The sequence below is a fragment of the Rhodococcus sp. FW305-130 genome (genome assembly GCF_058788335.1).
Genome location: NZ_JBYTAP010000006.1, coordinates 208,727 through 221,353, shown reverse-complemented (window position 1 = coordinate 221,353; position 12,627 = coordinate 208,727). Strand labels below are relative to the sequence as shown.

Here is a 12,627-nt window from a genome sequence, read left to right as displayed (position 1 = left end):
CAGCCGCTGTTACCTAGCCACTGTTACGAAGCGCAGTGGCCAGGCCGTTCATCGTCAGCTGGATACCCCGACGCACCTGATCGCTCTCGTCGCCGGAACGGTACCGACGGATCAGCTCGACCTGTAGATGGTTGAGTGGTTCGAGGTACGGGAACCGGTTGTGAACCGAACGCTCGAGGCCCGAGTTGTCGGCAAAGAGGTTCTCGTTGCCTGTGATTGCCTTGTACATGCGAATTGTGCGTTCGTGCTCGTCGGTGATCATTCCGAAGACTCGATCGCGCAGTTCGGCGTCGGGCACGAGGTCCGCGTAGCGGGCCGCCAAACCGAGATCAGACTTCGACATCACCATGGCCATGTTCGAGAGCACGGTTCGGAAGAACGGCCACTTCTCGTACAGGGCCGTCAACGTGGCAAGGCGAGTGTCGTCTCCGTCTATCCATCTTTCGAACGCGGCGCCGGTTCCGTACCAACCCGGAAGCATCACGCGAGACTGACTCCACGAGAGCACCCAAGGAATGGCACGCAGATCGGAAATCGCCTTGGTCTGCTTGCGAGAGGCCGGACGAGAGCCGATATTGAGTGCTCCGATCTCGGCGACCGGTGTCGACGCTTCGAAGTACTGCACGAATCCTGGTGTGTCGTGCACCAATTCGCTGTACGCGGTGCGGGCGAGTGCAGCCAACTCGTCCAACACCGCGTAGGCCGCATCTGCGTCGCTGCCAAGACCTTCGACGTCGAGCAACGTCGACTCGATAGTCGCGGCGATGAGTGTTTCGAGGTTGCGATGCGCCAGACGCGGTTCGGCGTACTTGGCCGCAATCACCTCACCCTGCTCGGTGATTCGCAGAGAACCAGCGACTGCGCCGGGGGGCTGCGCGAGAATCGCTTCGTAGCTCGGTCCGCCGCCACGTCCGACGGTTCCGCCGCGGCCGTGGAAGAGCCTCAACCTGATTCCGCTCTTACGCGCGGCATCGACGAGGTCGAGTTCGGCACGGTACAGCGCCCAGTTGGCGGCCAAGTACCCGCCGTCCTTGTTCGAGTCGGAGTACCCGAGCATCACTTCCTGACTGTCACCGCGAGAACGGACGATCGCACGATAGATCGGGATGTCGAGCGTCGCCAGCAATGTGTCGGCGCCGCCCTGCAGATCCTCGATCGTCTCGAACAACGGGACGATTCCGATCGGGCAGGAGGGCTCGCTACCGACGCCCGGATCGAGCACCCCAACCTCTTTGAGCAGCACCGCAGCTTCGAGCATGTCGCTGACCGAGGTACACATGCTGATGATGTAGTTGGGTACTGCGCCCGCTCCGAGAACCCGCACTGCCTTGGCGCCGGCAGCCATGATGGCCAGTTCCTTGGTGGTCAATTCGCTGAACTCGGCGTCCGGCGAAGTCAGTGGTCGCCGCGTCGTCAACTCGGCCGACAGCAGTTCGACTCGATCGGCTTCCGGCAAGGACGTGTAGTCCGGGTGAACTCCGGCCCACGCCAGAAGTTCTGCGACGACGCTTTCGTGTACCTCGGAGTTCTGCCGCATGTCCAGACCGGACAGGTGAAAGCCGAACACCTCCACCGCTTCTCGGAGCCGATCGAGTCGATCGTCGGCGATGGTCTCGTCGCCGAAACGACGCAACGAGGTGTCGATGATTCCGAGATCCCGCTGCAGCTGTGCCGGGTCGGTGTACGCCTCGAGTCCGTCGTCGGAGCCGTGGGCGGGCAACTCCCCCAGCACCGTCAGTGCGGTTGCGCTCAATCGCCCGCGGATGCCGCGAATCGCGCGACGGTACGGCTCGTCGGCCCGGAATGCAGAATCGTCGCCGGAGGTAGACGCCAGCAGATCGAGTTCGGGCGTGACGGACACCAGCCGCGCCGACATCGACAGTTCACGCTCGAGATGTTCGAGTTCCTCGAGATGATGCTCGAGAGCAGTCGCCGCAGCGCGCGACGTGGCGCGCTGGACGATTTCGCCGGTCACGTACGGATTGCCGTCCCGGTCACCGCCAATCCACGAACCCGGCCTCAGGATCGGTTCCGGCAGGAGCCCGGCGTCCGGCCAACGCGTGCGCAGAGCTTTGCGGACCTCGGCATTGATCTTCGGAATCACCTCGAACAACGCCGCGTCGTAGTAGCGCAGGCCTACCTCGATTTCATCCTGGATACGGAGGCGGCTGAGCCGGATCAGAGCCGTCTGCCACAGGGTCAGAATCTGACGGCGCAATTGCAGATCGACATCAGCGGTTTCTGCGACGCTCAGCGCCGTGCGCTCGCGGTATCGCATCAACTCGGTGATCCGACTCTGCGTCTCGAACACCGTGCGGCGTCGAGTCTCCGTCGGGTGAGCGGTGATGACGGGTGAGACCAGGGCGCCCCGCAGCGCTTCTTCGACGGTAGCCGAATCGATATCGGCTGCATCGAGTTTGGTGTACGTGGCGGCGAGAGTGCTGTCGCGGGGCGGTTCACCCGCGTTGACGTGGATGGCCCGTCGACGCTCGCGGTGGATGTCCTCGGCCAGGTTGGCGAGCAGCGCGAAGTGACTGAACGCACGAATGACGGGAATGGCGTCGTCCGTACTGATTTCGGCGAACAGCGACACCAGTTCGGCGCGGTCGATCTCCGACCGACGGACTCGGAACGACTCGACACGAGCTCGCTCGACCAGATCGAAAACATTGTCGCCGGCTTGCTCTCGCACTATTTGTCCGAGTATTCCGCCGAGAAGCCGGATGTCTTCGCGCAGCGGCTCGGTGGCCTCTCGCGGTGTTTCTCGATGCGACGCGGTTTCAGTCATCACTCAATTATCGACCGAAACAAAGAACCCCGCTCGATAGGCGGGGTTCCGTGTCTTAAATTCGTGTGTGAAAAACTACCGGCTGCAAGTCATGAGCCGAGAATCAGGCGAACTTGATCTCCAGGCCGATGCCGACGATCGAAATGAGCCAGATCAACGCGGTGAAGACCGTCAACCGGTCGAGGTTCTTCTCGACAACAGTCGATCCGGACAGGCTGGACTGGACACCGCCACCGAACAGACTCGACAAACCGCCGCCCTTACCGCGGTGCAGGAGCACCAAGGCGATGAGGAGCAAGCTGGTGATGACCAGCAGGATATCCAGGAACAGTTTCATGTCTGTCTACGTCCACCAATCCAATAGGGACAACTACAACCGATAACACCATACAGGCGCGCACAGATAGCCTGACCACATACCCGCCTCGCACATGACTTTGCACCCGGCCAGGCACGACTCTTGGTCAGTGGCATCGATCACACTGTCGAGATACCGATTCAGTAGTTTTTCAAGTTGACGCGACTCTACCTCCGAAAGGCCGGCTCCATGCTTTCCGACACTGCCCTGCCCGACACTGCCCTGCCCGACACTGCCCTGCCCGACATACCCTTGCCTGACACACCACGTCTTGCTTCGATTCACAACTTCCGCGACGTGGCCGGCCCCGGGTACGTCACGACCAGCGGACAGGCGATGAGTCGCGGAGTTTTCTACCGCGCAAACGTGCTGACGCCCTCGCCTGAGGATCTTGCGATCGTGGAATCGCTGGGGCTGACCGCCGTCTACGACGTGCGCTCCGAAACCGAAGCGAACGAAACTCCCGACACCGTGCCTACGCCGGCTATGTACGCCCACATTCCCATCCTGTCCGGCAACATCCACGCCGAAGCGATGGCTCTCCGAACAGCGGACGCTGCAACAGCTTTCATGCAGAACATCAATCGCAGCTTTGTCGCAGACCCGGTCACTCGCAACGGATTCTCGCAGTTGTTCGCCGCCCTGGCCACTACCGCCGGGCCGCAACTCTTCCACTGCACGGCAGGCAAGGACCGAACAGGCTGGGCAGCAGCACTACTGCAAACACTCGCCGGTGTACCGCGCGAAACGATCATGGCGGACTACCTGCTCACGAATACGTACTCGGCCGAGTACATCGATGCGACGGTCGCAACGATCGCCGCCGCCACAGATGCAGACAAGGGCGAGGTGATCCGGTTGCTGCTGTCCGTCGACGCAAGTTACCTGGGCGCTGCCTTCGAGCAGGTGGAGCACCACTACGGGACCGTCGAGAACTATCTGACCACCGGGTTGGACCTTGCTCCCGAACTCGTCGGCGCTTTGGAAACCAAACTCGTGAGCTGAATCCGGCGAATCAAAAAACTGCGGGCGTGTGACCTACTCGGTCACACGCCCGCAGTTCAGTGTCATGCAGTGACAGTGTCCTGCAGTTTCCAGCTCACTACCCGATCACATCACGGGAGTGGACCGCCTGCAGCGATCGCAGACAGTGTCGCGAACTCGTCAGACTTGAGCGACGCGCCGCCGACCAGAGCGCCGTCGACGTCGGTCTGGCCGACGATCTCTCCGACGTTCTTGGAGCTGACGCTGCCGCCGTACAGAACGCGAACGCCGGCTGCGACCTCGGCGTCGGCAAGTTCGGCAACTGTTGCTCGTACCGCAGCGCACACTTCCTGTGCATCGGCGGCAGAAGCGACCCGGCCGGTGCCGATGGCCCAAACAGGTTCGTACGCGATGACGATCTTGGAGATCTCCTCCGCGCTCAGGCCCGCCAATGAACCCTTGAGCTGGTCGACGTTGTAGGCAACGTGATCGCCCGCTTCGCGGATCTCGAGGCCTTCACCGATGCACACGATCGGCGTGAGGCCGTTCTTGAGAGCGGCCTTGGTCTTGGCGAGGACGGTCTCGTTGGTCTCACCGTGAAGGGTGCGACGCTCCGAGTGGCCGACCACGACGAAGGTGCATCCGAGCTTGGCCAGCATGGAGCCGCTGATCTCGCCCGTGAACGCACCCGAGTCCTGCGCCGAGACATCCTGCGCGCCGTACGTGAGGAGGAGCTTGTCGCCCTCGATCAGCGTCTGGACGCTACGGATGTCGGTGAACGGCGGGATGACCGTGACGTCCACTTTGTCGAAGTACTTCGCAGGCAAGGAGAAAGCGATCTTCTGCACCAGGGCGATAGCCTCGAGGTGGTTCAGATTCATCTTCCAGTTGCCGGCGATCAACGGCTTACGTGCCATGTCGGATCAGCCTTCCAGTACTGCGATGCCAGGCAGCTCTTTGCCCTCGAGGTACTCGAGGGAAGCGCCACCACCGGTGGAAATGTGCGAGAAGCCCTCGTCCGGGATACCGAGCTGACGAACGGCTGCTGCGGAGTCGCCGCCGCCGACGACGCTGAAGGCGCCCTTCTCGGTTGCCTCCACGATTGCCTCGGCGACACCGCGGGTGCCTGCCTCGAACTTCGGGAACTCGAACACGCCCATCGGGCCGTTCCAGAACACCGTCTTGGCGCCGGTCAGGATCGCGGCAAAGCGCTTGACCGACTCCGGTCCGATGTCCAGTCCCATCCAGCCGTCGGGAATCTTGTCGAACGGAACGATCTTCGACTCGGCATCGGCCGAGAAGGAGTCCGCGACGACAACATCCTGAGGGATGTGGATGACGTCGGCGTACCGGTCGAGGAGACCCTTGCAGGTCTCGATCATGGACTCTTCGCACAGCGAATTGCCCACGGAGACACCCTGAGCCGCGAGGAACGTGTAGAACATTCCGCCGCCGATCACCAGAGTGTCGACCTTCGGTGCCAGTGCCTCGATGACGGCCAGCTTGTCCGAGACCTTGGAGCCACCGAGCACCACCGCGTACGGACGCGCAGCGTCCTGCGTGAGCTTGGCGAGCACCTCGACCTCGGCGCCGACCAGGTAACCGGCGTAATGCGGGAGCAGCTTCGCGACGTCGAAGACCGACGCCTGCTTACGGTGAACAACACCGAATCCGTCGGAGACGAATGCGCCGTCGTCACCGACCAGCTCGACGAGAGCCTTGGCGAGCTTGACCCGCTCGGCTTCGTCCTTGCTGGTCTCGCGAGGGTCGAAACGGATGTTCTCGAGCATCAGGACGTCACCATCGGTGAGTCCTTCGGAACGAGCCAGCGCGTCCTGTCCCACGACGTCACCGGCGAGTTGCACGTTGCGACCGAGGATTTCGGCCAACTTCGCGGCAACCGGTGCGAGGGAGAACTTGGGATCGGGCTGACCGTCGGGGCGCCCGAGGTGCGCGGTCACGATGACCTTCGCTCCACCCTCGGCAAGTGCCCGCAGGGTGGGAGCGGACGCGACGATGCGGCCCGGGTCCGTGATTTCTCCGCCATCCAACGGGACGTTGAGGTCGGAACGCACCAGTACGGTGCGCCCCTCGACCCCAGCGTCCAGCAGATCCTTCAGCGTCTGAACTGCCACTGTTATCGAAACTCCGCTCAGAGAGACTTGGCGACGAGGCCGATGAGGTCGGCGAGGCGGTTGGAGTAGCCCCACTCGTTGTCGTACCAGGAAACGATCTTGACCTGGTCGTCGATGACCTTCGTCAGACCCGAGTCGAAGATCGACGAGTGCGGGTCGGTGACGATGTCCGAGGAGACGATCGGTGCGTCGGTGTACTTCAGGATGCCCTTGAGGGGTCCTTCGGCAGCGGCCTTCATCGCGGCGTTGATCTCGTCGGCGGTAGCCGACTTCTTCAGGTTCGCGGTGAGGTCGGTGACCGAGCCTGTGGGGATCGGCACGCGCAGTGCGTAGCCGTCGAGCTTGCCGAGCAGCTGCGGGAGAACCAGGCCGATTGCCTTGGCTGCACCGGTGCCGGTGGGAACGATGTTGAGGGCAGCTGCGCGGGCGCGACGGAGGTCTGCGTGCGGAGCGTCCTGCAGGTTCTGATCCTGGGTGTACGCGTGGATCGTGGTCATCAGACCCTTGACGATGCCGAACTCGTCGTCGAGAACCTTGGCGATGGGGCCGAGGCAGTTGGTGGTGCACGACGCGTTGGAGATGATGTTCTGGCTGCCGTCGTACTTGTCGTCGTTGACGCCCATCACGATGGTGATGTCTTCACCCTTGGCCGGAGCCGAGATGATGACCTTCTTGGCGCCGGCTTCGAGGTGTCCCTTGGCCTTTGCGGCGTCGGTGAAGATGCCGGTGGACTCGACGACGACGTCGACGCCCAGCTCGCCCCAGGGAAGCTCGTTCAACGGGCCGCGGTGTGCGAGGGCCTTGATGCGCTGATCGCCGACGACGATCGTGTCGTCACCGTCGAGCGACACGTCGTACGGCAAACGGCCGAGGATGGAGTCGTACTTCAGCAGGTGAGCGAGCGTCGCGTTGTCAGTCAGGTCGTTGACTGCCACGATCTCGATATCGGTGGTTCCGAGCGCCTTCTGCGCATCCACCGCCCTGAAGAAGTTACGTCCGATACGGCCGAAACCGTTTACGCCAACCCGGACAGTCACAATTCGCTCCTTTGACCATGATTCTGGTGTGCAACTTGACCCACGCATACTCCGAATCCGTGTGTGCACGACGCGGACGTGGGGTTCATCGGTCGATGTGACTCATACCCTAATGCGCGTGGCCCGAACGTGCGCAGCCCACCCTGACGGAGGGCAGGTCACCCCTCTTCGAGTAGCTCCACATTCACTGCGGATTCGGTGTCGGGTATGCCCGTTTCCTTGGCCTTGCGATCAGCCATGGACAGCAGGCGACGGATACGTCCGGCAACGGCGTCCTTGGTCATCGGCGGGTCGGCCAACTGGCCGAGTTCTTCGAGGGACGCCTGCCGATGCTCGACGCGCAGTGCGCCCGCCGCCGCGAGGTGATCGGGCACGTCCTCGCCGAGGATCTCCAACGCACGCTCGACGCGCGCAGCAGCCGCAACGGCAGCGCGAGCAGAGCGTCGCAGGTTTGCGTCGTCGAAATTGGCGAGACGATTGGCGGTGGCGCGGACCTCGCGTCGCATCCGTCGCTCCTCCCACACCAGGCGTGTGTCCTGGGCTCCCATTCGGGTCAGGAGATCGCCGATGGCCTCACCGTCGCGGATCACCACACGATCCGTTCCGCGAACCTCACGTGCCTTCGCCGAGATCCCCAGACGCCGCGCAGCTCCGACCAGAGCAAGTGCAGCTTCCGGGCCGGGGCAGCTCACTTCGAGCGCCGACGAACGGCCGGGTTCGGTCAGGGAACCGTGCGCGAGGAACGCACCGCGCCAAGCTGCTTCGGCGTCGCCGACACTTCCGCCGACGACCTGCGCAGGCAAGCCGCGAACCGGGCGCCCGCGAAGATCGAGCAGTCCCGTCTGGCGCGCGAGGGCCTCACCCTCCTTCGCCACACGCACGATGTAGCGAGCGGATTTTCGAAGCCCGCCCGCACTGAGTACGTGAACATCGGCACTGTAGGTGAACAGGTCGAATATCTCCCGGCGCAGACGTCGCGCCGTAGAGCCCAGATCCACCTCTGCTTCGACGACCACCCGGCCGCCGACGATGTGGAGCCCACCGGCAAAGCGCAGCAACGCGGAGACCTCTGCCTTGCGGCAGCTGACCTGAGTCACCACTAACCGGCTCAGTTCGTCCTTGACCTCCGCTGTCATTGCCACGAAGCGTTCTCCCTCTGTTCTTCGGATTGCTGTTCTTGCAGGGAAGACTGTGTCGAATCCCCTACTGCCGCACTGCTCGACAGTTCAGCCAGTACATCGGCCAGTTTTGCCGGATCGTGTACATGCGCTGCGCCCGGTGAGGTGTCCGCGACATCCGCGTACCTGACTTCGGCTGAAAATTGATCCGCCGCACGCTGCAGATGTTCACGTTCACGCCCGGCCGGTACCGACGCCGAGTCGACCACCACGTAGTCGACCCGAAAATCGGGCACGTGTTGGGAGAGTACGTGCAGGTGACGCTCTGCGGAGAATCCGGCGGTCTCCCCCGGCTCGGGTGCGAGATTGAGCACCAGCACCTTTCGAGCATTCGTCGACGACAGTGATTCGACAAGTTCGGGTACCAGTACGTGCGGGATCACGCTCGAGAACCACGATCCCGGGCCGAGAACCACGAGATCGGCACGATCGATCGCAGTCACAGCCTCGGGACACGCGGGCGGATTGGACGGGAGCAGTCTCACACGCCGAACCTTGCCCGGCGTGGTCGCGACGGCGACCTGTCCACGAATGCAGCGGCTGACGCGTGGGTCCTCTTCGAGTCCTTGAACGTCGGCTTCGATCTCGAGCGCGATCGGCGACATCGGCAGCACGCGGCCACGGATTCGCAGCAGTCGCGCCATCTCGTCGAGCGCGACGACCGGATCGCCGAGCACCTCGGTGAGTCCGGCCAGGATGAGATTGCCCACCGAGTGCCCGGCAAGTGCGCCGACACCGCCGAAGCGATGCTGAATGGTCCGAGTCCAGTCGACTATCTCGGGTTCGTCCGACGCGAGAGCCGCGAGCGCCATCCGGAGGTCACCGGGCGGGATGACGCCGAGTTCGGCGCGCAGTCGGCCCGACGAACCACCGTCGTCGGCGACCGTGACCACTGCGGTGACGTCGACCGTCAGGCGTCTGACGGCCTGGAGCGTGGCGAACAATCCGTGCCCGCCGCCGAGCGCGACGATGGCCGGCCCATCTGGCTTCTCCCGCGAGCTATGTGTCGGTTCACTCATTCGCGCCCCAGATCCCGGTGCACGATGCTGACCGAGATGTCGTCCTCGGAACCCAAACGCCCCGCGAGAGCTTCGGACATGGCCACGCTTCGGTGCTTACCGCCGGTGCACCCGACCGCAATTGTCATGTAGCGCTTTCCTTCTCGCCGATATCCGGCGATCGTCAAATCGACCAGATGTCGGTAGGTGTCTAGGTAGTCTTCCGCGCCCTCGCGGGACAACACGTAGTCGCGGACGTCGGCATCCTGACCGGTGTGCGGGCGAAGTTCCGGGATCCAGTGGGGATTGGGCAGGAATCGAACGTCACAGACGAGATCGGCGTCCATCGGCAGGCCGTACTTGAATCCGAACGACTGGACCGTCACCTTCATCGTGCGGTTGGCATCGTTCCCGAACGCCGTTTCGATCTTCTGACGCAACTGATGTGCCTTCAGCGCCGACGTGTCGATGACCAGATCGGCGGCCGCCTTCACCACGGCCAACTGCCGACGCTCGGCTGCGATCCCTTCGGACAACGTGCCGTCGATGCCGTCGTTCTGCAACGGATGACTGCGGCGCACCTGTTCGAACCGTCGGATCAATACGTCGTCGGATGCTTCGAGGTACAGCACCCGAGTGTGGATCGGCTCCGCCTCGAGTTCGGTGAGCACCCACCCGAGATCGCCGGTGAAGAGTCGACTCCGCACGTCGATCACGACGGCGAGACGATCGACCGGCGGATCGGAGGTCAAGCTCAGACCGACCATCCGGGAAATGAGCTCAGGTGGCAAATTGTCCGCGACATACCAGCCGAGGTCTTCGAGCACCTTGGCAGCGGTACTCAAACCGGCTCCGGACAATCCCGTCACCAGCAGGAAATCCATCGTTCGACTGTCTTTGGCGCTGTCGGTAGTCACTGTGCACTCGGCCCCGTCGTCGGCATGGACAATTCTCGCGACTCGGAGCCCTCGTCACCGCTACCGGATTCGGCGCTTGGCGCGTCAGCAGAGGTAACAGACGATTCGGATTCCTTGTCCAGCTCATCATCCCCTACCGCGGCTGGCAGCGCTCGAGCTTCAGCACCCGCATCGGCTGCAGCCGAATCCGTGCCGAGTGCGGCCAGAACTGCTGTGGCTGTGGTCTCACCGATACCGGGGACCTGCATGATCTCCTCGACCGTTGCCGTTTTCAGCTTCGCCACGGAACCGAAGTGAGCCACCAGAGCAGTACGGCGAGTTTCACCGAGCCCCTTGACCGAGTCCAGAGCCGAAGCCGTCATCCGCCTCGAGCGCTTGCTGCGATGGAACGTGATCGCGAAGCGGTGGGCTTCGTCTCGGATGCGTTGCAGGAGGTACAACGACTCGCTCGTTCGGGGAAGGATGACCGGATCTTCTTCCCCCGGTACCCACACCTCTTCGAGTCGCTTGGCCAAGCCGACTACCGCGACGTCGGTGACCCCCAGCTCGTCGAGGACCGCCGCTGCGGCCGTGACCTGGGGGGCGCCGCCGTCCACGACGAACAGATTGGGTGGATAGGCGAACCGCCGAGGCCGGCCCGTCGCCGGGTCGATCGCCGCTTCGGGAGCCAGATCCCCACCGTCCGCGTCCATGGTCGACGCCGACGCAGCGAGAATGCCCAGGTCGCGGTTGTGTCGCAGGAACCGCCTGCGCGTGATCTCGGCGATACTCGCCACGTCGTCGGAATGACCGTCGCCGGCAGCTTCCTTGATCGCGTAATGGCGGTAGTCCGACTTACGCGGGAGCCCGTCTTCGAACACGACCAGTGACGCCACGACGTCGGTTCCCTGGACATGACTGATGTCGATGCATTCGATTCGTAGCGGAGCCGAGTCCAGGTCCAGTGCTTCCTGGATGCCCTGAAGCGCCGCAGAACGCGAGGTGAAATCACCGGCGCGTTTGAGCTTGTGCTGCGCCAGAGCCTCTTTCGCGTTTCGCTGGACCGTATCGGCGAGGTCTTTCTTGTCGCCGCGTTGCGGAACCCGCAGTTGCACTTGCGATCCCCGAAGCTTGCTCAGCCACGCCTGGATCTCGGTCGCGTTGGCGGGCAGGACCGGCACGAGAACTTCCTTGGGAACGGCGCTGATCCCGGCCTCGGAGCCCGCTCCCGGGTCGAGTGCCGCCTGCTCCCCGTAGAACTGGGTGAGGAACTGCTCGACCAGGATCGGCAGGTCGGACTCGGCGTCGAGTGCGGCCCAGTCGATGGCATCGCCTGCCTTCTCCACGACCCATCCACGCTGACCCCGCACGCGTCCGCCGCGCACGTGGAACACCTGAACGGCGGCTTCGAGATCATCGGTGGCAAAGGCGACGAGATCGGCGTCGGTGCCGTCACCGAGTACGACGGCCTGCTTCTCGAGCGCCTTGCGCAAAGCGCCGATATCGTCACGCAGACGGGCCGCGGTCTCGAAGTCGAGGTCCTCGGAAGCCTGCTGCATGCGCTTTTCGAGATCTTTGACCAGCTTGTCCGTGCGGCCGGCGAGGAAGTCGCAGAAATCTTCGACGATCTGACGATGCTCCTCGGCGCTGACTCGCCCGACGCAGGGCGCCGAGCACTTGTCGATGTAGCCGAGCAGACACGGCCGGCCGATCTGGTTGTGTCGTTTGAAGACTCCGGACGAGCACGTTCGTGCGGGAAACACTCGCAGCAGCAGATCGAGTGTTTCGCGAATCGCCCAGGCATGGGAGTAGGGACCGAAGTAGCGGACGCCCTTGCGCCGCGGACCGCGGTAGACGAACAGCCGCGGGAACTCTTCGTTGAGCGTCACGGCGAGAACCGGATACGTCTTGTCGTCGCGGTACCGCACGTTGAACCGCGGATCGAATTCCTTGATCCAGTTGTACTCGAGCTGAAGCGCTTCGACTTCGGTACTGACGACGGTCCACTCGACGCTGCCGGCGGTGGTCACCATCTGCCGAGTACGGGGATGAAGTGTCGTGACGTCCGCGAAGTACGAGTTCAAACGTGAACGGAGGCTTTTCGCCTTTCCGACGTAAATGACCCGACCATGCGGATCGCGAAATTTGTAGACGCCCGGCGCAGCCGGAATGGTTCCGGTAGCGGGGCGGTAAGTCGAGGGATCCGGCACGGTTTCAGGTTAGTCGCCGCCACCGACCGACTCGGAAACGCGC

General features: G+C 63.2%; 10 protein-coding genes. 1 reads left to right on the top strand and 9 read right to left on the bottom strand.

What is annotated here, in order from left to right; all coding sequences use genetic code 11:
* Window positions 1–13: 13 nt before the first annotated feature.
* Both ppc and secG read right to left on the bottom strand, forming a co-directional pair.
* Window positions 14–2,788, bottom strand: a complete 2,775-nt coding sequence (gene ppc, locus AC3WQS_RS20245; RefSeq protein WP_029538096.1) for a phosphoenolpyruvate carboxylase — start codon at window positions 2,786–2,788, stop codon at window positions 14–16.
* Between the two features lie 103 nt (window positions 2,789–2,891).
* Window positions 2,892–3,125, bottom strand: coding sequence for a preprotein translocase subunit SecG (secG, locus tag AC3WQS_RS20240; protein ID WP_003944946.1), 234 nt, complete (start codon window positions 3,123–3,125; stop codon window positions 2,892–2,894).
* A gap of 210 nt (window positions 3,126–3,335) precedes the next feature.
* Here secG and AC3WQS_RS20235 point away from each other — a divergent pair, with 210 nt between their 5' ends.
* Window positions 3,336–4,151, top strand: coding sequence for a tyrosine-protein phosphatase (locus tag AC3WQS_RS20235; protein ID WP_492712369.1), 816 nt, complete (start codon window positions 3,336–3,338; stop codon window positions 4,149–4,151).
* Between the two features lie 110 nt (window positions 4,152–4,261).
* Here AC3WQS_RS20235 and tpiA read toward each other — a convergent pair whose 3' ends face one another.
* From tpiA to uvrC, 7 genes are all read right to left on the bottom strand, one after another.
* The gene (gene tpiA / locus AC3WQS_RS20230) at window positions 4,262–5,047 is read right to left on the bottom strand and encodes a triose-phosphate isomerase (RefSeq protein WP_492712367.1); all 786 of its coding nucleotides are present in this window, start codon (window positions 5,045–5,047) and stop codon (window positions 4,262–4,264) included.
* A 6-nt stretch (window positions 5,048–5,053) separates the two neighbouring features.
* Entirely contained in the window at window positions 5,054–6,265 is a 1,212-nt protein-coding gene (locus AC3WQS_RS20225) for a phosphoglycerate kinase (protein WP_019748389.1), read from the bottom strand.
* A 17-nt stretch (window positions 6,266–6,282) separates the two neighbouring features.
* Window positions 6,283–7,302 (bottom strand): type I glyceraldehyde-3-phosphate dehydrogenase, encoded by a 1,020-nt coding sequence (gene gap, locus AC3WQS_RS20220; protein WP_003944851.1) that lies wholly within the window; start codon window positions 7,300–7,302, stop codon window positions 6,283–6,285.
* Window positions 7,303–7,460: 158 nt separating this feature from the next.
* The gene (whiA, locus tag AC3WQS_RS20215) at window positions 7,461–8,438 is read right to left on the bottom strand and encodes a DNA-binding protein WhiA (RefSeq protein ID WP_021344225.1); all 978 of its coding nucleotides are present in this window, start codon (window positions 8,436–8,438) and stop codon (window positions 7,461–7,463) included.
* Window positions 8,435–9,499 (bottom strand): gluconeogenesis factor YvcK family protein, encoded by a 1,065-nt coding sequence (locus AC3WQS_RS20210; protein ID WP_019748388.1) that lies wholly within the window; start codon window positions 9,497–9,499, stop codon window positions 8,435–8,437. The genes whiA and AC3WQS_RS20210 overlap by 4 nt, the downstream gene beginning before the upstream one ends.
* On the bottom strand, window positions 9,496–10,395 hold the full coding sequence (rapZ, locus tag AC3WQS_RS20205; protein ID WP_492712364.1) for an RNase adapter RapZ: 900 nt from the start codon (window positions 10,393–10,395) through the stop codon (window positions 9,496–9,498). The genes AC3WQS_RS20210 and rapZ overlap by 4 nt, the downstream gene beginning before the upstream one ends.
* Window positions 10,392–12,584: an excinuclease ABC subunit UvrC gene (uvrC, locus tag AC3WQS_RS20200; RefSeq protein ID WP_492712363.1), complete on the bottom strand. Its 2,193-nt coding sequence runs from the start codon at window positions 12,582–12,584 to the stop codon at window positions 10,392–10,394. The genes rapZ and uvrC overlap by 4 nt, the downstream gene beginning before the upstream one ends.
* Window positions 12,585–12,627: the final 43 nt, after the last annotated feature.